The 22,820-nt window shown below is 48.8% G+C and carries 16 protein-coding genes and 2 pseudogenes; 7 read left to right on the top strand and 11 right to left on the bottom strand.

Annotated features, from left to right (window positions below; translation table 11 throughout):
* Positions 1-229: 229 nt before the first annotated feature.
* Positions 230-1,089 (bottom strand): annotated as a pseudogene (locus BN1135_RS12510) (IS5 family transposase).
* A gap of 251 nt (positions 1,090-1,340) precedes the next feature.
* On the opposite strand from BN1135_RS12510, the gene BN1135_RS21185 reads away from it, so the two are divergent.
* Positions 1,341-4,676 (top strand): inverse autotransporter beta domain-containing protein, encoded by a 3,336-nt coding sequence (locus tag BN1135_RS21185; protein WP_082186787.1) that lies wholly within the window; start codon positions 1,341-1,343, stop codon positions 4,674-4,676.
* Between the two features lie 776 nt (positions 4,677-5,452).
* On the opposite strand, the gene BN1135_RS12500 is transcribed toward BN1135_RS21185, so the two are convergent.
* The 4 genes and pseudogenes from BN1135_RS12500 to BN1135_RS21620 all read right to left on the bottom strand — a co-directional run bounded on the left by BN1135_RS12500 (position 5,453) and on the right by BN1135_RS21620 (position 9,919).
* Positions 5,453-6,657, bottom strand: a protein-coding gene (locus tag BN1135_RS12500; RefSeq protein ID WP_139245262.1) for an IS3 family transposase whose coding sequence is annotated in 2 segments (ribosomal slippage) — positions 5,453-6,339 and positions 6,339-6,657 — 1,206 coding nt in all. Because the reading frame shifts where the segments join, the coding sequence is not laid out codon by codon here.
* 145 nt (positions 6,658-6,802) lie between these two features.
* Positions 6,803-7,547: pseudogene (locus BN1135_RS21625) on the bottom strand (transposase).
* A gap of 243 nt (positions 7,548-7,790) precedes the next feature.
* On the bottom strand, positions 7,791-9,101 hold the full coding sequence (locus BN1135_RS12485) for a competence protein CoiA family protein (RefSeq protein WP_042021537.1): 1,311 nt from the start codon (positions 9,099-9,101) through the stop codon (positions 7,791-7,793).
* A 74-nt stretch (positions 9,102-9,175) separates the two neighbouring features.
* Positions 9,176-9,919, bottom strand: a complete 744-nt coding sequence (locus tag BN1135_RS21620; protein ID WP_175479122.1) for a metallophosphoesterase — start codon at positions 9,917-9,919, stop codon at positions 9,176-9,178.
* Between the two features lie 92 nt (positions 9,920-10,011).
* On the opposite strand from BN1135_RS21620, the gene BN1135_RS12480 reads away from it, so the two are divergent.
* Entirely contained in the window at positions 10,012-10,719 is a 708-nt protein-coding gene (locus BN1135_RS12480) for a hypothetical protein (RefSeq protein ID WP_042021536.1), read from the top strand.
* Here BN1135_RS12480 and BN1135_RS12475 read toward each other — a convergent pair.
* Both BN1135_RS12475 and BN1135_RS21180 read right to left on the bottom strand, forming a co-directional pair.
* Positions 10,711-11,907 carry a hypothetical protein gene (locus BN1135_RS12475; protein WP_139245261.1) on the bottom strand — a complete coding sequence of 399 codons (1,197 nt, stop codon included), beginning with the start codon at positions 11,905-11,907 and terminating at the stop codon, positions 10,711-10,713. The genes BN1135_RS12480 and BN1135_RS12475 overlap by 9 nt on opposite strands.
* On the bottom strand, positions 11,904-12,917 hold the full coding sequence (locus BN1135_RS21180; RefSeq protein ID WP_052443834.1) for a serine/threonine protein kinase: 1,014 nt from the start codon (positions 12,915-12,917) through the stop codon (positions 11,904-11,906). The genes BN1135_RS12475 and BN1135_RS21180 overlap by 4 nt, the downstream gene beginning before the upstream one ends.
* Before the next feature lie 794 nt (positions 12,918-13,711).
* Between BN1135_RS21180 and BN1135_RS12465 the strand changes: the two genes are divergently transcribed.
* Positions 13,712-14,455, top strand: coding sequence for a substrate-binding periplasmic protein (locus BN1135_RS12465; RefSeq protein ID WP_042021532.1), 744 nt, complete (start codon positions 13,712-13,714; stop codon positions 14,453-14,455).
* Positions 14,456-14,527: 72 nt separating this feature from the next.
* Here BN1135_RS12465 and BN1135_RS22560 read toward each other — a convergent pair whose 3' ends face one another.
* Complete coding sequence (locus tag BN1135_RS22560; RefSeq protein WP_098970803.1) at positions 14,528-14,650, bottom strand: hypothetical protein; 123 nt, start codon at positions 14,648-14,650, stop codon at positions 14,528-14,530.
* A 463-nt stretch (positions 14,651-15,113) separates the two neighbouring features.
* Here BN1135_RS22560 and BN1135_RS12460 point away from each other — a divergent pair, with 463 nt between their 5' ends.
* The 4 genes from BN1135_RS12460 (at position 15,114) to BN1135_RS12445 (ending at position 18,826) form a co-directional block, all read left to right on the top strand.
* Positions 15,114-16,016 (top strand): cation diffusion facilitator family transporter, encoded by a 903-nt coding sequence (locus BN1135_RS12460; RefSeq protein ID WP_042021530.1) that lies wholly within the window; start codon positions 15,114-15,116, stop codon positions 16,014-16,016.
* Positions 16,017-16,162: 146 nt separating this feature from the next.
* Entirely contained in the window at positions 16,163-16,447 is a 285-nt protein-coding gene (gene yjbD / locus BN1135_RS12455; protein WP_005340165.1) for a DUF3811 domain-containing protein, read from the top strand.
* Between the two features lie 513 nt (positions 16,448-16,960).
* Entirely contained in the window at positions 16,961-17,173 is a 213-nt protein-coding gene (cspE, locus tag BN1135_RS12450; RefSeq protein ID WP_005316548.1) for a transcription antiterminator/RNA stability regulator CspE, read from the top strand.
* Positions 17,174-17,467: 294 nt separating this feature from the next.
* A complete protein-coding gene (locus tag BN1135_RS12445; RefSeq protein ID WP_042021528.1) occupies positions 17,468-18,826 on the top strand; it encodes an NCS2 family permease in 1,359 nt (452 codons plus the stop codon).
* Positions 18,827-18,959: 133 nt separating this feature from the next.
* On the opposite strand, the gene BN1135_RS12440 is transcribed toward BN1135_RS12445, so the two are convergent.
* The 3 genes from BN1135_RS12440 to treB all read right to left on the bottom strand — a co-directional run bounded on the left by BN1135_RS12440 (position 18,960) and on the right by treB (position 22,733).
* Positions 18,960-19,571 carry a sugar O-acetyltransferase gene (locus BN1135_RS12440; RefSeq protein ID WP_042021527.1) on the bottom strand — a complete coding sequence of 204 codons (612 nt, stop codon included), beginning with the start codon at positions 19,569-19,571 and terminating at the stop codon, positions 18,960-18,962.
* 3 nt (positions 19,572-19,574) lie between these two features.
* Positions 19,575-21,236: an alpha,alpha-phosphotrehalase gene (gene treC / locus BN1135_RS12435; protein WP_042021526.1), complete on the bottom strand. Its 1,662-nt coding sequence runs from the start codon at positions 21,234-21,236 to the stop codon at positions 19,575-19,577.
* A 66-nt stretch (positions 21,237-21,302) separates the two neighbouring features.
* On the bottom strand, positions 21,303-22,733 hold the full coding sequence (gene treB, locus BN1135_RS12430; protein WP_042021525.1) for a PTS trehalose transporter subunit IIBC: 1,431 nt from the start codon (positions 22,731-22,733) through the stop codon (positions 21,303-21,305).
* Between the last annotated feature and the right edge of the window lie 87 nt (positions 22,734-22,820).

The following is a 22,820-nucleotide window of genomic DNA, read 5'->3' as shown; positions in this document are numbered from 1 at the left end:
TTTAAATGTGGATGGCGTATGCCCTTAAAATAAAAATAATCATATCATTTTCAAAGTCACAGAGGTTGTGAAAAAATCTGAATGCATATGAAAAATGAAGGTTCTGTATGGTTTTAATTGATTTCTTAGCTCATTTGATTATTGGATAATAATTGTTTTTTAATGGCCTTCTTGGTGTTGTTTCCCAAATCAGCCATCAGGTTACAACGTTCCCAACCCCAAGTGACCACTACACTTGTTGTTTTCTTACAAGTAGGCCCAGAGTATTCTGTTTGTTTATGGCGCTTCCATACGCCATCACTTCTCCCACTTGGCCGTTGTAGTTACGCAGACGGATTTTCCCTGCCAGCGAGCGACGGTGATACCTCGATATCTTCTTCCAGTGCGCCAGCCCTTCCTTGCGCATCATTAGCACGGCCTCATTTCTTGGGCGCCCCCCCTCGTTCTTGCGAGGCTGGATACAGGCTATCGTCCATTTGCGTGTTATCAACTGATGGCTGGCTTTGCTGTCATAGGCACCGTCTGCATAAACACACCCCCAGCTTGAGCCTCAGTAGATTGAGCCAAGTTGGCAACACCTCGACATCATGGATATTTTCCAACGACACCTTCATTGCCACAATATCGCGAGTTGCGGGGTCTATTGCCAGATGCAACTTGCGCCAGACGCGTCGCTTCTCGGCGCCATGTTTTCTGACTTTCCACTCACCCTCACCAAATACCTTGAGGCCCGTCGAATCGATAACCAAGCCTCTGATATGCCCCTTGACGGGTTGTCTATTGGCCACTTTCACCGTGCGAGCGCGCTTGCGGATACAGTTGTAGTCCGGTGCATACAGCGGCACGTTCATCAGCTCGAACAGGGAATCGAGTAGCCCCTGGGGCGTTCGCAGAGTGAGACTGAACAACCCCTTGAGCATCAAGACGGTGCAGATGGTCGTGGTGAAACCAGTTGCTCATGGTCTCGGCATCAAGCCAGACGGTGAGTAAGCCACGGTTAATCAGAGACTTGCTGTATTGAGGCCAGTTGGTGATGGGGGAAGCTACATGCGCATGATGCGGACTTGAAGGGGATGGTGGTGACCAGATCACTATCCCCTCAGTTAGTCCCATTAAAGCGGCTTTGATTTGGAGGATAACGCCTTCAAAAGTTGAGGTTATCAAATTAAACACAATAAAATCAATTGGTTATGGTTTCATCTTTTTTCAAAAATAGTAACTATGAAGATATGTTGTGATGGCTATCATATCTGGCCTTAAGAGTTGTTGTCTGTATGGTAATTCGTTCTATGTTGTAGGGAGAAACCTACAACGGCGCAGCAAAGTGAGAGAAAGAAAATATGATGTCCATCTCGAAGCGTATAGTGTGGATAAACCTGATTTTTCAATCTGGCTTCCCAATCGCAACCACATTTTCGCCAATGGTGCTAGCGAATGTGGATGGCGAAAATATTTTGGTTCAATCCCCCCCTGTAAATCACATCAAAAAGTATCATCTAAAGGATGGAGAGACATTAGCAGATGTTGCCCAAAAGCTAGGGGTTAGTCTAGATTCTCTGATTGTTCTTAATAATTCAAAAGGCACTATTGATTTAACATCAGAGTATAAATCAGGTGATGATATTTTAATTCCGGCATCAACCTTTCACTTCAATGATGAGCTCGATAAATCATCGTTGGATGAAAGCACGATAGCTAGCTTGGCGAGTCAATTTGGTAATGCTCAAAATAGTGATGGTGGTGGTAAAGTCGCGTCTCAAATGGTGCATGACGCCGCAGTACAAGCCGTAAGCAAAACATCTCAACAGTGGTTGGAGCAATTCGGTACAGCTCGTGTAAAAATTGGAGTCAACGAGGACTTTTCACTGGAAGGAACAGAGCTCGACTTATTAGTCCCCATGTACGACGATGGAAATCAGTTGTGGTTTGCTCAATCTGGTTTAAGGCATATTGACGAGCGTACCACTTTCAATGCAGGGATCGGTGTTCGTTTCTTTAAAATCGACAACTGGATGCTGGGCAGTAACATGTTTATTGATAATGACCTCACGGGTCATAATCGTCGAATCGGTGTGGGCGCGGAAGCTTGGACTGATTATTTGAAACTTACGGGAAATTTATACCATGGCTTGACCGATTGGCATCAGTCAAGAGACTTTGATGATTATGATGAACGTCCTGCTGATGGTTTTGACTTACGAAGTGAAGCATACATTCCTCAGCTACCACAACTTGGTGGAAAGCTGATTTTCGAGCAGTACTTTGGGAATGAGGTCGCTCTCTTTGGTAATGGAGAATCAGCAAGACAGAAGGATCCTCACGCCATCACGACAGAGATAAACTATACACCATTTCCTATGTTGACGGCCGCCGTGGGTCACCGTATGGGAAGCGGGGGTGAGAACGATACAAATATTGGTCTTACATTGAACTACCAGCTCGGGGTGCCAATTGAAAAACAGTTAAATGGTAATAATGTTGCTTCTAACAGAGTACTTGCTGGAAACAGACTAGATCTAGTCGATAGAAATAACAAAATTGTGTTGGAGTATCGCAAACAAGATATTATCACAGCTTCATTACCACCTAGCGTGACTGGTAATGCTGGGAATAATTTATTAGTAACGCTTACAACCACTTCTAAGTATGGCCTGAAAGATGTTATGTGGGATGCTACAGCATTAATTGCTGCGGGTGGTTCATTAGAAGAAATCGAGGTTGATAAAGTAAAAATTACACTACCAGCCTACCAAAGTCAGGCAGCTAAAGGGGCTCAGGATATCAACACATATTTGCTGGGTGCCATTGCTTATGATGTAAAGGGAAATGCATCAGAGCGAGTGACAACAAATTTAATGGTATCCCCAGGAGAGACACTTATCACTACGGATAATATGACAGTTGAAGTCGATAATGCCCAAGCTGATGGCACTGCGAGAAACAAAGTGCAAGTCAAGGTGACTAGAGCTGATGGTCAGACCCCTGTGGAAGGCGAGCTTGTGACCTTTACCGCAGACAATGGCGCAACTCTGGTTGGGTCGAGTGCTATTAGTTCAGATGCGGCAGGTCTCGCCATGATTGAGCTAACCAGCTTGAGGCCTGGGGTTAGCACTATTTCAGCTGTTTTGTCGAATGGGGCTGGTCAAAGCAAGCAAGTCACCTTTATGGGTACTAATGCACCGCAGGCTACGAGTGTCACGATTGACAACACCAGCCCGACGGTGGGGGATGTGCTGACCGGCAGCTATACCTACAGCGATGCAGACAGTGATGTTGAAGGTACAAGTACCTACAAGTGGTATCGTAATGGTGCCGAGATCAGCGGTGCAACAGCCAAAACCTACACGCTGACAACCGCAGACGAAGGCAATGTTATTGCGTTTGCGGTGACGCCGGTTGCTGCGACGGGCACCCCGACAACCGGTGCCGAGGTGAAGTCGGCTGATACCAATGCGGTTAACCCCTTGGTAGGCAGTGCGCCACAGGCAGCGGGTGTCACGATTGACAACACCAGCCCGACGGTGGGGGATGTGCTGACCGGTAGCTATACCTACAGCGATGCAGACAGTGATGTTGAAGGTACAAGTACCTACAAGTGGTATCGTAATGGTGCCGAGATCAGCGGTGCAACAGCCAAAACCTACACACTGACAATCGCAGACGAAGGCAATGTTATTGCGTTTGCGGTGACGCCGGTTGCTGTAACGGGCACCCCGACAACCGGTACCGAGGTGACGTCGGCTGATACCAATGCGGTTAACCCCTTGGTAGGCAGTGCGCCACAGGCAGCGGGTGTCACGATTGACAACACCAGCCCGACGGTGGGGGATGTGCTGACCGGCAGCTATACCTACAGCGATGCAGACAGTGATGTTGAAGGTACAAGTACCTACAAGTGGTATCGTAATGGTGCCGAGATCAGCGGTGCAACAGCCAAAACCTACACGCTGACAACCGCAGACGAAGGCAATGTTATTGCGTTTGCGGTGACGCCGGTTGCTGTAACGGGCACCCCGACAACTGGTACCGAGGTGACGTCGGCTGATACCAATGCGGTTAACCCCTTGGTAGGCAGTGCGCCACAGGCAGCAGGTGTCACGATTGACAACACCAGCCCGACGGTGGGGGATGTGCTGACCGGTAGCTATGTCTACAGCGATGCAGACAATGATGCCGAAGGTGCAAGTACCTACAAGTGGTATCGTAATGGTGCCGAGATCAGCGGTGCAACAGCCAAAACCTACACGGTGACAGCAGCAGATCAGAAAAATGTTATTTCTTTTTCTGTGACCCCTGTAGCTGCTACAGGTGCCCCGAAAGTTGGCAATGAATTGACGTCAGTAAATACCAATGAGGTTGTCGTATCAGGGAGTACTGGTGCTAGATTCGTAATTTTGAGTAAGGCGTCCTTTACGATCACAGATACGGATTGCTTAAACCTTAATATTGGTGGTAGCTCTTCCTGGCGTATGCCTACAAGAGCAGAGATGGATACATTGTACAGCGCTTACCCTAGTAATCAGATAAGTACTGTACTTGGATGGGATACGACGTTCCCAAGTTGGATATCGGATATGTCGGGCGTCGATCATTTGGCCTATCTATTACCAGTTGGTTCTGCCGCCAATGGAGGAAATGGTAGCTCTGCATTTAACCAAGTATGTATTATGGATTGAGCGGTATCGAATGGATTTTCGAAAGGGGAGGGGCTATATGCCCCTCCTTTCAGTCACTTATAGCTATTCAGTCAGGAATGACCTGAATAGCTATGCCGAATAGTAGTTCACGGCGCTTTTGTCGTATCTCGAGGTGAGATTGAGCACTCATTGTGGATTGAGTATTGTTGTATCTGACTTTTCCCCCATAGATAAGATTGCTCATACTACATATACTCCGGCAAGACAATTCACCTAATAGGAACAGCACTTTAATACAAGGAATGCCGAGCAATCAGCAACCATGAAATTAAGAGTTTCATCGTGTGCCACATGCAGTGAATAGCCAAGTAATTATGGGAGCTACAAGCCGCAAGATAAATTGGCGTGCTGGATACAACATGATTGCGAAAATTATTTACGATTTCTTACGTATTTTTTTTCATTGGGCCATATATGTATATGCGATTTAGCTTATCGCGTGAGGTTCAGACAATCATGGGTGTTCTCCAATCAGGAAAGTTTTCATTATTCTTATTTTAATTATACCATGTGCATTTTAGACGTGATTTCATGTAAAAAAACCCATAAGACATATTTAAAAGTTATCTAGGATATAGAAATGAAGTTTTCAACAGTAATAAATGTATTTATTCTTATTTATTCATGCACCATATCTATGTTGTTTTATTTTATTGGCATTTTTGATGATGTGATTGAGTTAATATTGGCCGTATTCTGATGACTTGTAATAGCATTGTGGATTTGACCCCATAGATCCAGACACTTTTTCCCGCTTAGGGTTGTGATACCCGACTGCGCAGAAATTCCCGGGGTGAACGGTATCCCAAGGCGCTGTGCGGGTGGTGCTCGTTATAATGCTCAAACGCGATGGCCAAATTGCCTACCGCTGTTCGGCTATCTGGTTTCGGCATCATCTCGATATAGTCTCGCTTCATCGTCTTCACGAAGCTCTCCGCTATACCGTTGCTCTGTGGGCTTCTCACCGCAGTCGTTCTGGGCTCCAACCCGAGCTCTCGTGCAAATACGCGGGTCTCATGGGCTCGATACGCCGAGCCATTATCAGTCAGCCACTCCACCGGTGATGCCGGCAACGAATCCCCGAAGCGACGTTCAACAGACCTCAGCATGACATCTTGCACCGTGGCACTGTCGTAACCCCCGGTACTAGCAGCCCAGTCCAAGGTTTCCCTGTCACAGCAGTCCATGGCGAACGTGACTCGTAGTTTTTCACCGTTATCGCAGCGAAACTCGAAGCCATCTGAGCACCAACGTCGATTGCTCTCTTTGACGGCAACACGCCCCTTATGTGCCCGCTGGGTCAATGGTGCAGCCGGTTTTCTTTCCAGCAGCAGTCCATGATCGCGCATGACGCGATATACCCGTTTGGCGTTTACCACAGGCTGTCGTGTTGCCTCTGACTGACGCCGTAACAGCGCCCAGACTCGGCGATAGCCATAGGAGGGAAGCTCAGCCATCGCCTCCATGATCCGGCCAAGTAAGGCAGCATCATCATGCTGGCGATGATGACGACCATCTTGCCAACCTGGTTTTCGATGAACACGAACGGATAGCTGCGCACGCGATACATTAAGGGCCTGGCTCACAGCACTTAATCGTCGTCCCCCGGCAACAAGGGCGCATGCGCAATCCATTTTTTTGCTCGACCATACTCCACGGCTTCTTTGAGGATCTCGTTCTCCATGGTCTTCTTCCCGAGCAGACGCTGGAGCTCTCGGATCTGCTTGATGGCAGCAGCCAACTCTGAGGCAGGAACAACATCCTCACCGGCGGTGATCGCCGTGAGAGACCCTTCCTGGAATTGCTTACGCCATTTGAAAAGCTGGTTGGCGTTGACGTCGTGCAAGCGAGCGACATGAGAGACGGTCATTCCGGGCTCAAAGGTCTGCTGCACGATGGAGATCTTTTCCTGCGGAGTCCGGCGTCGACGGCGCTCAGCCCCTGTTAACACTTCGACCATCTTCTCGTTGCGACTAGTACTGAACATAGTTCCAAGACTACCTCTTAAGTTAAGAGGGGCGAAGTGTCTGGATCTTCAAGGGGCCAATCTACATTGTTTCCCAAATCTGCTGCCAAGTTACAACGTCCCCAGCCCCAAGTAACCATTACACTTGGGGATTTATTACAGATAGGCCGAGGGTATTCAGTTTGCTTATGGCGCATATATACGCCATGACTTCTTCCACTTGGCTGTTGTAGTTACGCAGATTGACTTTCCCCGCCAGCAACGACTTAAAGCGATACATCGCCGTTTCTACCAGCGAACGACAGTGATACCCCGATATCTTCTTCCAGTGCGTCAGCCCATCCCTTCGCATCACCAGCTCAGCCTCATTTCTTGGGTGTCCCATTTCCATCGCCCCGCGTTATTGCAAGGTGGAATGCAGGTTGTCGCCACTTTGTGCGAAATAAGCTGATGGCTGGATTTGCTGTCATAGGCACCATCCGCATACATGTTACCCAACTTGCGTCGCAGGGGATTGAGCAACGTTAACCAGGTCGGTGATACGCCCCTTAGCTGGCTGCCAATAGGCCACTGTTACCGTGCAGGTCCGCTTGCTGACACAACTGTAATCGGGGGTACAAAGCGGTACGTTCATCAGCTCGAACAGGGAATCGAGTAGCCGCTAGGGCGTTCGCAGAGTGAGACGGAAAAACTTGAGCATCAGAAAGGTGCAAATGGTCTGGCCGGTGTAGAGCTGGCAGGCCCTCATCACCCGTGATGGTCGCGGTGAAACCAGAGTTGCTCATGGCCTCGGCATCAATCCAGCAGGTGAGTGAGCCACGGTTAATCAGAGACTTGCTGTATTGAGACCAGTTAGTTGGTGATGGTGGAAGCGACATACACATGATATAGACTTGAAGGGGATGGTGGTGATCACCCTCAGTTAGTTCTTTCAAGCTGCATCGATTTGGAAACGATGCCCTTGCCATGCCTACGGACGTTGTCCCAATAGACGAGCTTACCCTATTATTTGAAGAAGCTTCTGAAATTGATACCAAAGGAAGGGCGCACGAAAGTAGCGTGAACAAGACACCTGTTTGAGATTTGTGCAAGGTGATAACTAGATCTGTACAATCTATATGTGAAAATCATGGGATTTTGATATATGAACTATATTTTCGCCTTAAATCATCAATATCTTTTTTTGCTTTCCTTTCTTTTTCCTCCAGTGCTTTTATCTCATTTGATTTTTCTTTTAGCAACTGCTCAAACATTACTTTAGCCTGCTCTCTTGCTTTAATATCCACGATGTTTGCCAAGTCTTTGGATTTTTCTGTTAAGGCATTTTCTCGTGCTTGTAGTGAGATGAGGCTATCATTTAAATTTTTCTGTATTAGATCTAAGGAAGCTGAACGCCTACGCATTTCGACTTCACCAGCATCAAGCTGAGCCTCTTTAGCTTTAATTGTTCTATTTACATCATCAACCTGTGAATAAAACTCTGCCTTAAGTTCATCTAAATTAAGAAGGTCACGTAGTAAATCTTGCTTTTGATCAACTTCATCTTGTATATGATAGAGACGGTCTTTCAATTCCATTTCAAAGCTTCTGTATTGATCTTCCAATAGGATTATTTTTTCCTGTGCCTCTAAAATGGACGACTCTTTTTCTTTTAACACTCTCTCCCATCTTTTTAAAATGGCGTTAGCCTTGCCTTCTGCATGCCGAGACTGTTGAATCACTCTTTGCATATCGCTTAGTTCTGATTCGCGCGTATTTTTTATCGCTTCGAATTCTGCATTAAGTTTTTTAACCTCTGTCTGGTGCTTTGAACTCAAAGATGAATACTGATGCTGTAAAGATAATAATTGTTGTCTATTATGGGAGTAAATCATTTCGGAGAAGTTGCCAACAGGGGCTACAGACACCCATTTTTTAGGGCATTTTTTAAGATAATCTCTAATCTCATCTTTTGAGATTATCTCTCCTTTCACACGAAATCCACTCAGGTCAAGTTCAATGCAGGTTGCATTCACCCTCTTTAATTCTTTAACTTTCCCTCGATCACAAAAGTGCGTAACTGCAATTTCGATGAGAACCTTCTCTCCCTCGATGAACCCAATAACATCAGGTATAACTCTGCCCTCATAAACCTCACATACCATCTCATCAAAGGATATATTTTGATGTATTGTATTTATAGTTCCAATAGGCAGTAACAACTGCCTATCCGTTGCTAAAACCTCTTTAGCTAGGATATGTATTTCCGTTTCCGGCTTCCAGGTACAGGCATTCTGTTCGACTGAATTAGGCTCATGAGAGAAATAATGGGCTTTAACTTGCCCCTTCATTGCCCAGACAGCGCCCTGACAACCTATGCATGTGCAATTGCATCCTTTGCCACTAACAACGTCTTTGACATCAACGATGTGGCCGTTGTCGTCAAGAGCACGAGTCATCAGGATTCTTGCCATATCTACCCACTAATGAAACTATTGATTAAAAAGTTTATAGCATAATAAATATATTACTTTTAGGTCACAATAATTTGTGAAGTGGTACATGTGAACGCAGTGGCATGTATGAAATCAAACACTCCTTTTCTAATTTTACAAGCTGTGAGATGTGGGTTATTAATGCGCTCACTTGGAGAGTAACCAGAACCGGTATCTAGAAATAGTTGATTCCCGACAAATCGGGGGTAGTCCACAGGGGTATGTCCAGAAATAATAAAGTCAACTCCTGAGATGGAGTTTTCTTCCTCAGATGAAATGACACTTCGCCCCCACAGGATCTCACGCCGACATTCATTTAAAACAGAGTCACAGATTGGCCATGTCTTCATTGGAACCTCTGAGTGAATAACACCAATATGATAATCCTCAAGCTCTACTGATAAAGTGAAGCTCATATTGTTCACTATAAGGGCTCGACACTCCTGGCGCTCCTCATCTGTAAGTGAAAACCACCACCCCCCACCGTTTCTTTCCCAAATAGAGCGTTTATATGGTGATGAATTATCTTCATCCAGAATGAATTCCTCATGGTTACCTACAACAGAATAGAACCAACCTTGGGCCGTTAACCTCAAACACTCTAGTGAACATGCCCCACGATCAACTAAATCGCCCGTGCAAATTACCCTATCAATATCAGGATCAAAGTTCACCACAGACAGAATGCGCTTCAAAGAAGTAATGTGCCCATGTAAGTCACCAATAAAGTAATCTGTCCCCAGATTATTTTTCTTGAGTATCTTGTGAGTTATAATATTCATTCCACTCATTGCAGCCACCAAAAAAATATGGAATACTTAAACATAATACTATATAATGTTTTATTGTATATGATAAAGAGCAAGAGTTGAATATGAGTCCTCTAATTACAATAAAATCAGCTTCATTGGCGAACGTTGATACCTCGCAAGATGCGTTCGACTCAGAGTTTGCTCTTGTAAACAGCTTGCAATCTCTTGTGAGAAAGCAATTTAAGAAAAATATTGGTTTTGAAAGAGAGTTCGACTGTGGTTTTGGCATAGCTGATGCAATCATCTTCGAGTATAAGAGAAGGAAAGCAGCCTTAAATTTGGGGCAGATCACACCTTCTTGGGCATACACACTAAAACAGTTGCCATTAAAAACCAACTTTGATGCCGAGCACATCTCTAAAATTTCAGGCGCATCTCTCTCATTATCGAAAAAAGCGATCAAAGAATTTGTTGATGCAGGTTACTGCAAACAAAAAGAAAATGGTATCTATGTAAAAGTAAAAGAACCTGAGAATATTGTAGATACAATAAAGGCCGTAGAAGCAAAGCTGAAAGATTGGAAGCGAGCTCTTTGGCAAGCGAGTCGTTATAAAACTTTTGCTAATGAAAGTTGGGTTGTACTTGACAAAAAGCATGCAAACCCCGCAATAAAAAACATTGATGAATTTAAACGTTATAATGTTGGATTGGCAACCATCTCTATAGAAGGTGATTACTTAGTGCATTTCTCCCCTGTTGAAGAAACGCACTTTTCTGAAATCGCCTACTGGAAAGCCAATGCGATGATTGCGCAATCCTTATTAAACTAAACCATTGGATTGTGCAAATATGCGAATTGCATTGCTCCAAGTGTTCAGATGATCCCCATTGCCGTGTTTATCAAGCTTCAATGCATGTTTACTGATTTCATCATGTAGGTCTATAGCTTCATCAATCCATTCATTCAGCTTTTTATACCGCCCTTGAATGCTCAAGGATGAAAGCTCATCTATTTGGTCACTAAACGCTTTAAAATAGTGCTTATACAATATTGCTGAATTAAATGCAGGGTCTTTTGTCAGCTCAAATGCCTCATCAGATTCATCTGATGCGGTATATATCTTACTCCAAATATGAGGGTATCTATCCTTTAGAATTTTAGCCTCATCAAAGTTGATCCAGTTCAACAGTTTAGGAAGATAAATTCTGGCTTTTGGCCCCCTTCTATCCCCATCCGTTACGATGAATTTATCTAGAGAAAACATTCTGGTATTTTCGAATGCGCCTATAGTTAGGCTAATTTCACCAGCGAGTGTATACAACAATGACTCAGTGTTTGAATACCCAACAAGAACCTCTAAGTCTGCATCATAAGATGCCTTAATAACATCCATGTACTGAGTCAAAAATGTTAGGTCATTTATTTGCTTTGTACCCCTATCATGTTGGCAGAACATATATACACCATCAATTTCAGGGTAGCTTGTAATCCAGTTTAGAACCTTATTTCGATACTCATTACTGTTCACCATTGATGAAGTCATGGGAACAGTCAGCAATACCTTTTTACTACCAAGTGGGTCTTGCTTCTTGATCTGCTCAAGAAATGGGTGTACAAATTGTTGAGATTGACCATCGATATATTTTTCATCAAAGTATTCATAAAACCTTGCAGGTATGATCAGCTCCAAAAAATCATTCTCCAATTGGAACTCAATACATCTTTTTGCTGCTTCATAAGATACAGCCATAAAATCAATTGTTGAAAAGCCTTTTTCCCCCATAATCGAATTGGGGAAGAAGCTATATGATTGTAATTTTTGTTTTTGAGAGCTAGGTAAGTAAAATTGTGGATCAAATAATGATACTGACTTTAGTTTTTTACTATAGTCAGAAACATTTTTACATGTCTCATGAACTGGACTAAAAATTATTCCATCACCGATTTTATCCTTTTCGAAAGAATCTCTGTTCCAGTTAGCACAGTGTCCAGATTGATGAAATAAACGTAAACTCATATCCGCTCCTTAATTGCATTCAATTCATTGATGATTTTACTTGGAACACGATATCTCAGATATGGCTCCTTGCTCATCATTTTCTCAATTATATTTGATAAATCTCTATCAACACCCTTTGTATGTAAAGCATCAGGAGTGTGGCTGCATACTCGCTCTAATATTTCATCATTATAGTTTGTGCCATCAGAAACCATAAATGGGTGCTGTCCAGTTAGCATCTGGTAACAAATAATGCCGATAGAAAATAGATCACTCTTGAATGAGATATCTCTCTTTGCATTTTTAGCTTGCTCAGGGCTCGCATAGGCAGGCGTACAGGGGCCAAAATCACAGAAGCTATAAGTTACACCAGCAGAGCCTTCTTGCCGTAATAGACCAAGATCTATAATGACAAGAGAACCATCATCTTTAACTAAAATGTTGTCTGGTTTTAAGTCCCTATGTACTAATTTTTGTGGATGGCCCCATAAGCAATCCATTGCAATAAGTATTTTTTCTAAAAATGAGATAACTGCTGGCTCATTATTATAGCCACTCATTAAATTCGTTAATGGCTGAGCATTCATTCTTTGCTCTATACTCACGAACTTAATCGGATTCAGTGGTTCCTCAGTTTCTGGGTGGAGAGTGATTGCTTCATGAAAAAATAATCGAGGAAATGATGGACTTCGGATTTGATTAAGAACCTCAACTTCTTTTTCCATGTATGAGATAGTTGTTCTTGATGTCACACTCGACATTTTAAGAACAACCTCTCCCCACTTATCACAATTTTCAGGTTCAATATCTGAACGACCAGTAAAAATGCCAAAGTATACAGCCCTTTGACCAGATGCCTTAGGTACACCCGTTATTTCGAAATTTGGGTATAAGGCCCTTATCAATTCGATGGACTCTTGATTTCCTTCTAGCATTAGCAAATCTCTCGCAAGGCTGAATAGAAAAAGATCTACTACAATATTTTCGTAAAAAAATATATATTTCTGTTTCCAGGTTTTGAACTTCATCAAGATTCAATTAGAACTAACATCTGGACTCATTTTTTCCCTTGACTATTGTTTGAACTGTCATTGCTTTCCCCCATGGGCGACAAAGCTCTGATAGCATGTACCAATCCAGCAGCCCATGACTTCATTCTGATGTAAACCTGATGGTGAAGACGTGTAGTAGGGTGATTACAGCGGCTGTTGCACGGTAGGGTTAAACCAAGCGGCAGTCTGTTACTTTCCAACCCACACAGTCATAGGTCATTCCGCGCTCCACTGACGTTCTCTCATGCGTTCACTTGCTATTCGGTTCAGCTCAGTATCTTCGACCCACACCTGGTAGCAGACCAAGAGATCGGGTGGCATGCAGTTGAGGGAGGGGTAGTTGCCGTTAAGGATTGCAACTTCACAGCCCCGAGACATCAGAACTGGTGTAGTATGTCCTCTATACGCAGAGAAAGACGTTCGAAAAATTGTGTAAACTTTTTTATCGTAAATGCATGAGATGTTGACACGAACTGCATTAATGATAGGTTTAATGCGATTTAAGGACGTGTGGGTGAGATAGCAAGGTGGATAGAACCTGTGGTTACTTGGCTTGTACTCAACCAACTCACACACACAGTGGCAGTTACACTGAAATGTTCCTGCCCTTCCTTTTTAAGAACAGAAATATTGAAAAGGCCCTGATAAATCAGGGTCTTTTTTTATGTATTCAAGGCTGAACCTGTCAGCCAGAAAGGAATATGACGTTTTATGGCGGCCTCTCTTACAGTGATGGATATTCTCGACAGGAGCGCTTTGTGAAAGGTGTAATGCAGCTGATCACCCCTTTATTGCTACTGCTGGCCAGCTTGTTGCCCGGCCAGTTACTGGCCAAGCCACTCAAGGTTGGGGTCAGCTTTGCCATTCCCCCCTATGTCATCAAAGACGCTCACCGTGGCATCGAGCTGGATCTGCTGAAAGAGGCGTTCGCCGGTAGCGCCTATGAGCCCAGCTTTGAATTTCTGCCGCTGGAGCGAACCTTCCGTCTGTTCGAGTCAGGAAAGCTGGATGCCATCATCAATGTCAGACCCGGCATGGTTGATCCCCACTTTCTGACCCGGCCCGTCATTACGTTCCATAACCGGATCTTCACCCTGCGCAGCACCCATATCAGCACCCTGGACGATCTGCATACAAAGCGAGTCACCGCCTTTCAACGGGCAAGGATCATTCTGGGGGGCGCGTTCGCCACCATGGCCAACCAGAATCCCCACTATGAGGAGGTAGCCAAGCAGCAGGGGCAGGTGCATCAGCTGATGCGCGGCAGGGTCGATGCCGTGGTACTGGAGGAGCGGGTGTTCTACTACTATCTGGACCAGCTGATCGCCGCAGCCCAGACTGGCGAGCGCTACCAGCGCAATCAGGTCAGGCAGGCGGACCTCTTCCCACCCACCGTCTATCACTTTGCCTTCCGTGCGACCGATGTCCGCAACCTGTTTGATGAACGCCTTGAGGCAATGCGCCAGGATGGTCGCTATCGCCAGATTTTCGCGGCTTACGGCGCCACGCCGTGAGCCACAAACATAAAAGCCAGCCGGTAAGGGCTGGCTTTGTACTGGCTCCGAAGGAACAGCAGTAGAGGAGCGTTACTTCATTGCGCTGCCGTTTTTCAGATCTGCTTTCTGACGTTTGGCTTCGCGTTTCTCTTTCAGTGACAGCTGCGGTTTTTTCTTGGCATCTTTGCCGTTGTGATGTTCTTTGTTACTCATCATCAAACTCCAAAAATGTTATCTAGACAGTTGGAGCCGCAAGGGATCCAGCATGCCATCCGAATCATCAACTTCAGTACGCTTGGTGTGATGGCAGGGGCCATCAACAGAACCAGCATACCCTCCACTCGTATCCGAATCCAGCCTCATTCTCACCAAAAAATAGCTACGAGCAGTCCCTTGGAACATCAAGCCTAATGGGCTCGATACGAAAAACCAAAAAAGAGTGATTTGCATTATTAAATGTTGTCACGCTTATATTAAGGCAGCACTTCCGAGATATTTTCACGGATAAATATAAATCTCTCTCATTATTTATTTCTGTTTAAGCGGCCACCATTTTAATAAGCATTCGCAATATCACCAGAAACATCAGGTTACAACACCGAATAGGTTATTTCCGGTCAGCCAGATATAATGCGCGCCGCACCGAAATATTCGTTTTTATTCAGGAAGCTGTGACATGAACAGAAAAACCAGAGCAGCCATGGTATCCGTCTGCTCCAATATCAGCCTGATCATCATGAAGGTAATGGCAGGTATCGCCAGTGGCTCGGTCAGTATCATCTCGGAAGCCATCCACTCCGCGATGGATCTGGTGGCGGCCCTGATCGCCCTGTTCGCTGTGAAAAAGTCAGACCTTCCTCCCGATGAGCGCCACCCTTATGGCCACGACAAAATTGAAAATGTCTCTGGTGTTATAGAGGCCCTGCTGATCTTGCTGGCTGCAGGGTGGATTATTTTCGAGGCGGTCGACAAACTGATCCACCCAGCAGCCATCGAAAGTATCGGCTGGGGCGTGCTTGTCATGGTGATTTCAGCGGTAGTTAACAGTGGCGTATCTGCCTACTTATATAAGGTGGCGAAAGAAGAGGAGTCCGTCGCGCTGGCTGCAGATGCACTTCATCTGAAGGCCGATGTTCTCACCTCCGCCGGAGTGGCCATCGGTCTTGGCGGTATCTGGCTGGCCAGTCTGTTTGGCCACTCACTCGCCATCCTCGATCCACTGGTGGCAATTGCTGTCGCCATCTTTATTGTCAGGGAGGCGATCGGCATGCTCAATGAAGCCTTCCACCCCCTGCTCGACCATAGCATGAGCCACGAGGAGCTGGAGACGACCAGCCGCATCATCACTAAATGTTGCCCTGCCGCCAGCGGTTTTCACGATTTGCGCAGCCGCCGTGCTGGTCGTCGTCGCCATATTGATTTTCACCTCACCCTGCCAACCGAGATGACTATTGGTGAAGCTCACGATATATGTGACCGCATCGAACATGAGATCATAGAGCAACTGCCTCACGCCATTGTGTTGATCCATGTCGAGCCAGACGAGCAGATGGCGCTATCTCCACTGGCCATCACCTGACATGCGGTAAACAAGCGCTAAAGTTGCCGCGAAATCTCGGGAACCTGGCTCTAACTGGTGTTTTTGCTGCTGGAATGCCGATTGCATAAGAAGTGATCGGCACAACTGTGTTAGGGTATCTAACCCCCCTGCCGCAGGAGCGCGCTGTGAAAAAGCTGGAAATGAAAGATCTGACCGAGGCTGAAAAAGCTGAAATAGCCTTGTTATTGCAGAAAGCGCAAGCCAATGCAGACCACCAGCTGACCAACGGAGAGCGGAACAAAATCCGTGAAGAGGGTCGCCTGAAAATTGTGGCAGATCGCGCCGAAGCAGCCAAAGCGGCCTCCAAGCTTGCTCGCGAGAAAGCAAAAGAGCGCGCCAAGAATCAGGTACTGCCAGAAACCTTTAGCTGGATAGATTCAGTCAGCAACAAGTTTCGCAGCAAACGCTAATTCCCTGCTTAGTGAAAATGCCCGCTCGCACTTGGTGCTGAGCGGGCATTTTCATTTATAGCCCCGAGCGCGCACTGCCCACAAGCGTGAAGCATTTCAATCTGATCATGAGCGTCATCTTTACTGCCAAACCTGGCTACATTAGTGATACAAAAAAGCGCAAGCGAGCTTCCTTAGAAGCGGTTCCCGTTAAAATGGGACATTCTATACACTTGAAATAAATAGCTTTTACCAAAAAACAACCAACCTCACGTTCGTTACAAAAAATTAATATAGAGATAAGGTTTGCTTTAACAATGAGAGCGTGTTTTAATCTCTCTCGATGGTTCGGCAGTTCAGACCTGATTATGTTAGGCAGTCATTTTAGTAAAGCAGTGATTAGTGTAAGCGTTATCCTAGGATAATTCTTACAAAATAATTCTCCTTCTTTAGTGCTCCCCATACGTATTGCTGACGAAAAATCACCGATTGCTACATTTTGTAGCATTTCAAATACTATTTAAGGAAATTATTATGTCTAACAAAATGACTGGTACCGTTAAGTTCTTCAACGCTGAAAAAGGTTTTGGCTTCATCTCCCCGGCTGACGGCAGCAAAGACGTGTTCGTACACTTCTCCGCTATCCAGTCCACCAGCTTCAAAACCCTGGACGAAGGTCAGCGCGTTGAGTTCACCATCGAGCAAGGCCAGAAAGGCCCGGCTGCAGCCAACGTAGTTGGTCTGTAATTCAAGCTTGAGCATATTGCTTGTGGCTAATGCCATTCGCTAATCGCTCAGCAAGAATTTAAAAAACCCGCTTCAGGCGGGTTTTTTGTTGTTCCATTTTTCTCACCTATTCCCCTCCTCAGAAACACTTCACACTGACTTTCCTCCCTTTTGAGTCTGCACTTGAACTCCGAATGGGCCCTTTATGCAAAATATTGATGAAAAAGTCAGGTTACCCACTGCATTTTCCGCGAATTCTTGCTATTTTGCGCGCCACAAAAGCAAACGATTTCCTTCACACTTTTAGGATAAGTTATGGCAAAGCAAGATATGGCCGCCAACGGCACCACCGGTGGCTTTTTGGATTCTTATTTTTCCATTTCTGCGCGCGGTAGTAGTGTGCGCCAGGAACTGTTGGCCGGTTTGACCACCTTCCTGGCCATGGTCTACAGCATCATAGTTGTGCCGAATATGCTGGGTGCCGCCGGTTTTGAGCAGGGCCCGGTCTTTGTGGCCACCTGTTTGATCGCCGCCTTCGGCTCCCTGCTGATGGGGCTGTGGGCCAAGCTGCCGATGGCTATCGGTTGTGCCATCTCCCTCACCGCCTTTACCGCGTTCAGTCTGGTACTCGGTCAGGGACTGAGTATTCCTGTCGCCCTCGGCGCCATCTTCCTGATGGGTGTGCTGTTCACCCTGATCAGCATCACTGGCGTGCGCCAGTGGATCCTCGATAACCTCCCCTCCGGCATTGCCCACGGCACCGGCATAGGTATCGGTCTGTTCCTGCTGCTGATCGCCACCAACGGCGTCGGCATGGTGATCAAGAACGAAGGGGCCGGTCTGCCGGTTCAACTGGGTGAAGTGACCTCCTTCCCGGTCATCATGACGGTGCTGGGTCTGGCCGCCATCTTCGGTCTGGAACGTCGCAAGGTGCCGGGCGGTATCCTGATGGTGATCATCGCCATCTCCATCCTCGGTCTCATCTTTGATCCGCAAGTGACCTGGCAGGGCTTCTTCGCCATGCCGAGCCTGACCGGTACCAACGGTTCGCTGGTGGGCAGCATGGATCTGCTGGGCGCCCTCAATCCGGTGGTGATCCCCACCGTGCTGGCGCTGGTGATGACTGCCGTATTTGACGCTACCGGTACCATCCGTGCTGTGGCCGGTCAGGCGGGCCTCATCAATGAACGTGGCCACATCATCAGCGGCGGCAAGGCCCTGACAGCCGACTCTGTTAGCAGCATGGTCGCTGGCGTGGTGGGTGGTGCTCCAGCGGCCGTCTACATCGAATCTGCCGCAGGCACTGCCGCCGGTGGCAAGACCGGTCTGACCGCGGCGCTGGTCGGCGTGCTGTTCCTGATGATGATTTTCCTGTCGCCACTGAGCTATCTGGTACCGGCCTACGCCACCGCACCAGCCCTGATGTACGTCGGCCTGCTGATGCTGGGCAACGTCACCAAGCTGGACTTCAGTGACTCGGTCGATGCGCTGGCCGGTATGCTGTGCGCCGTCTTCATCGTGCTCACCTGCAACATCGTCACCGGTATCATGCTGGGCTTCGTGGCGCTGGTCGTTGGTCGTCTGTTTGCCGCCGAGTGGAAGAAACTCAACGTCGGTACCGTCATCATCGCCGTGGCACTGGTGGTCTTCTATGCCGGTGGCTGGGCCATCTAACACTCGCGGCTATCAACACGCGCCAGCACGTTAGTTGCTGTTATAAAAATGCCCCACCTTCCGGTGGGGCATTTTTCGTTTGAGGGGGTGACTTACCCACTTCATCCATTATCTCGGTTAAACCCCCCGTAGCTTACCCCTCCATCAACTCCTCTGCTGTCATGGGCCGCAATACCTTGCAGGGATTACCTACCGCCACCACATTGGCGGGCACGTCTTTGGTCACCACCGAGCCTGCGCCAATCACGCTGTTGTCACCGATAGTGACGCCGGGACAAATCACCGTGCTGCCGCCGATCCAGACGTTGTGACCGATCCGCACCGGCTTGCCAAACTCCACCCCCTTGATGCGCGGTGCGACGGCAACGGGGTGAGCCGCAGTGTAGATCTGCACCCCGGGCGCCAGCAGCACGTTGTCACCGATATGCACCTCGCACACGTCGAGGATGGTGCAGTTAAAGTTGGCGTAAAAATTCTTCCCCACATGGATATTGGTGCCGTAGTCGCAAAAAAATGGCGGGGTAATAAAGCAGCTTTCAGCACGGCTACCGAGCAAACGCGTGAGACGCTCATCCCACCCAGGGGAATTGGTCGACTCCCGGTTCAGTTCACCCAGCAATGCACGACACTGCTCGCGTGCAGCAACCAGCGCGGGATCCCCCGCATCATAAGGCTCCCCCGCCACCATCTTCTGCCACTCGGGGCCACGCACCACAGCCGCCGCCTTCGTAATCACCTCGCTCATCCACTACTCCATCAGCCAGATCAGGGATTCATAAGGGCGCAGCATACCCGATTGCGGTGGGACCGGGCTATCGGGGTAGTTACCCAGCAGCAGCCGACCTGCAGCAGCTTGCAGCTCGGCAGGCAAGGTAAATTCAACCGGCTCGCCGTAGAAGTTGCTCACCACCAGCAGGGTCTGGCCGTTGGCACTGCGGGTATAGGCCCAGACTTTCTCATGCCCCGCCAGCAGCTCCTGATAATCCCCTTGCGTGAAGATGGGGTAATCCTTACGCAGGCGAATCAAATCCCGATAGTGCCAGAACACCGAGTTCTGGTCGGCCAGCGCCGCCTCGGCATTGATCTCGGGGTAGTTGGCCGCAGGCGTGAGCCACGGAGTGCCTGCCGTAAAACCGGCGTTAGGCGCGGCGCTCCACTGCATCGGAGTACGGGAGTTATCGCGGGACTTGGCCCCCAGAATCGCCAGGATCTCGGCCTCGTTCATCCCTTCCGCCTGCTTGATGGCGAAGATGTTGCGGCTCTCTACATCCTGATAGTCATTGATGCTCTGATAGCCGGGGTTGGTCATGCCGATCTCCTCCCCCTGATAGATGTAGGGGGTGCCCTGCAGGCCGTGCAGGGTACTGGCCAACATCTTGGCGGCTACCACCCGATGCTCGCCCTCGTCGCCGAAGCGGGAGACGATGCGCGGCTGATCGTGGTTGCACCAGAACAGCGCCGACCACCCCTTGCCGTGCATGCCGCTCTGCCAGTGGTTGAAGATGCGCTTGAGTTCGAGGAAATCGAACGGTGCCTTGGTCCACTTGTCACCGTTGGGGTAATCCACCTTCAGATGGTGGAAGTTGAACACCATAGAGAGCTCGGAGCCATCCAGTGCACCGTAGCGCTGGCAATGTTCCAGACTGGTCGATGACATCTCCCCCACCGTCATGGCCCCCACCGGCGCGAACACATCGCGGCTCACATCCTGCAAAAATTCGTGGATGCGCGGCCCGTCGGTGTAGAAGCGGCGGCCATCGCCAATCTCGTCGTTGGGGAATGCCTGATCCTTGGAGATAAGGTTGATGACGTCGAGGCGGAAACCGTCTACCCCCTTTTTCGCCCAGAAGTGGATGATGTTTTTCACCTCGGCGCGCACCGCCGGGTTCTCCCAGTTGAGGTCCGCCTGCTCGCGGGCAAACAGGTGCAGGTAGTACTGACCGGTAATCTCATCCAGCGCCCAGGCGCTGCCGCCAAACTTGGATTGCCAGTTGTTGGGCACACCGCCCGCCACCGGATCCTGCCAGATGTAGTAGTCGCGATAGGGGCTGTTTTTATCCCCCAGCGCCGACTTGAACCAGGCGTGCTCGGTGGAGGTGTGGTTGACCACGATATCCATCACGATACGGATGTCCCGCGCGTGAGCGGCAGCCAGCAGCGCCTCGAAGTCTTCCATGGTGCCGTAGGCGGGGTCGATGGCGTAGTAGTCGGCAATGTCGTAACCGTTGTCCACCTGCGGGGAAACGTAGACCGGGGTCAGCCAGAGGGCGTCAACGCCCAGGGTCTTGAGATAGTCGAGGCGGGCCATGATCCCCTTGAGATCACCGGTGCCACGGGCAGCGGAATCCTGAAAGCTCTTGGGGTAGATCTGGTAAATCACGGCACTCTGCCACCAGGGTGTTTGGCTCATGGGTCTTTCTCTTGTCTCGAATAGAAAATGGAGAGGGCGACCCATCGGTCGCCCTGATAACTATGTTCAGGCGCTGGCTTGGGCCAACTTGCCAGCGGCTTGCTGGCGCTTGTAGACCAACAGGGTCAGTACCACCGGCACCACGATGGCAACCAGCATGGCGACTGAGTAGATGGCCCAATATTGCGGCTGGATGGAGAGGATGCCCGGCAGGCCGCCCACTCCGATGCCGTTGGCCATCACCCCGGCGAAGCCGCAGATAAGGGCCGCGAGGCTGGAACCCACCATGGCGCACAGCATGGGGAACTTGTACTTGAGGTTGATACCGTACATGGCCGGTTCGGTCACGCCCAAGTAAGCCGAGATGGCGGCAGGCACCGAGATCTCCCGTTCGTTCTCCTTGCGGCTAATCAGGATGATGCCCACCACGGCAGAAGCCTGAGCGATGTTGGAGAGCGCAATGATCGGCCAGATCGGCGTGCCACCCATGCTCTGCATCAGTTGCAGATCCACCGCGTTGGTGGTGTGGTGGATACCGGTGATGACCAGCGGCGCATAGAAGAAGCCGAACAGGGCGGCACCGATAGGAGCAAATGAGCCGGTCATGGCGGCCTTGGCAGCGAAGCCGACGCCCTCACCAATCCAGCGACCGAACGGGCCGATAAAGGCGTGGGCCACGATCACCGCCAGCAGCAGCGAGACAAACGGCACAATCACCAGATAGAGGTAGGCCGGAATGATCCGCTTGAGGTTGGTCTCCACCCAGGCCAGGAATACCCCCGCCAACAGCGCCGGAATAACCTGCGCCTGATAACCCACCTTCTGGATGACGAACAGTCCGAAGTCCCACACCTCGGGGGTCTGCTGACCAATGCCGTAGGCGTTCATCAACTGTGGCGACACCAGCGTCACCCCCAGCACGATACCCAGGATCTCGGAGCCGCCCATCTTCTTTACCGCAGACCAGCAGACACCCACCGGCAGGAAGTGGAAGATCGCCTCGCCCAGCAGCCAGAGGAAGGCGTGTACCTGAGCCCAGAACTGGCTGATCTCGGTGAGGGTGTGAGTGCCGTCGTCGAACATCTTGATGTCGCCGATGACGTTGCGAAAGCCCAGGATCAGACCGCCGGTGATGATGGCGGGCAACAAGGGGACAAAGATCTCCGCCAGATGGGAGATGCCCCGCTCCAGCGGATTCATGTTATGACGGGCAGCCTGCTTGGCGGCCTCCTTGCTGCCGCCGCTGACGCCGATCTCTTCGGTCAGCGCCTTGTACCACTGCTCTACCTCGTTGCCGATCACCACCTGGAACTGACCGCCCTGGGTGAAGCTCCCCTTCACTGCTGGGATGGTTTCGATGGCCTTGCTGTCGGCTTTGGCCGGATCGTTCAGGACGAAGCGCAACCGGGTCAGGCAGTGGCTGACGGTGGCGATGTTCTCCTTGCCGCCGATCTTGTCGATCAGGGTGGCAAGCTGTTGTGCGTTGATCTTGGACATGGGTCTTCCCTCTGTGACGCCATTGAATAGTGGTCTGTATCGCCCTTTTGAGCCAGTCTGTCGGCCGGAGCGTTTTTGGTATCGTTC

Origin of the sequence: Aeromonas sobria (assembly GCF_000820145.1) — a bacterium.
Lineage (GTDB): Bacteria > Pseudomonadota > Gammaproteobacteria > Enterobacterales > Aeromonadaceae > Aeromonas > Aeromonas sobria.
Note: the sequence above shows the minus strand (reverse complement) of the source record. Positions and strands in the feature narration are given on the sequence as shown.

What these genes read in the sequence shown, in the direction of transcription:
- BN1135_RS21185 (WP_082186787.1), top strand. Translation starts at nt 1,341, where the DNA reads ATGATGTCCATCTCGAAGCGTATAGTGTGGATAAACCTGATTTTTCAA.
- BN1135_RS12485 (WP_042021537.1), bottom strand. Translation starts at nt 9,101, where the DNA reads ATGACTCGTGCTCTTGACGACAACGGCCACATCGTTGATGTCAAAGAC.
- BN1135_RS21620 (WP_175479122.1), bottom strand. Translation starts at nt 9,919, where the DNA reads ATGAATATTATAACTCACAAGATACTCAAGAAAAATAATCTGGGGACA.
- BN1135_RS12480 (WP_042021536.1), top strand. Translation starts at nt 10,012, where the DNA reads ATGAGTCCTCTAATTACAATAAAATCAGCTTCATTGGCGAACGTTGAT.
- BN1135_RS12475 (WP_139245261.1), bottom strand. Translation starts at nt 11,907, where the DNA reads ATGAGTTTACGTTTATTTCATCAATCTGGACACTGTGCTAACTGGAAC.
- BN1135_RS21180 (WP_052443834.1), bottom strand. Translation starts at nt 12,917, where the DNA reads ATGAAGTTCAAAACCTGGAAACAGAAATATATATTTTTTTACGAAAAT.
- BN1135_RS12465 (WP_042021532.1), top strand. Translation starts at nt 13,712, where the DNA reads ATGCAGCTGATCACCCCTTTATTGCTACTGCTGGCCAGCTTGTTGCCC.
- BN1135_RS22560 (WP_098970803.1), bottom strand. Translation starts at nt 14,650, where the DNA reads ATGAGTAACAAAGAACATCACAACGGCAAAGATGCCAAGAAAAAACCG.
- BN1135_RS12460 (WP_042021530.1), top strand. Translation starts at nt 15,114, where the DNA reads ATGAACAGAAAAACCAGAGCAGCCATGGTATCCGTCTGCTCCAATATC.
- cspE (WP_005316548.1), top strand. Translation starts at nt 16,961, where the DNA reads ATGTCTAACAAAATGACTGGTACCGTTAAGTTCTTCAACGCTGAAAAA.
- BN1135_RS12445 (WP_042021528.1), top strand. Translation starts at nt 17,468, where the DNA reads ATGGCAAAGCAAGATATGGCCGCCAACGGCACCACCGGTGGCTTTTTG.
- BN1135_RS12440 (WP_042021527.1), bottom strand. Translation starts at nt 19,571, where the DNA reads ATGAGCGAGGTGATTACGAAGGCGGCGGCTGTGGTGCGTGGCCCCGAG.
- treC (WP_042021526.1), bottom strand. Translation starts at nt 21,236, where the DNA reads ATGAGCCAAACACCCTGGTGGCAGAGTGCCGTGATTTACCAGATCTAC.
- treB (WP_042021525.1), bottom strand. Translation starts at nt 22,733, where the DNA reads ATGTCCAAGATCAACGCACAACAGCTTGCCACCCTGATCGACAAGATC.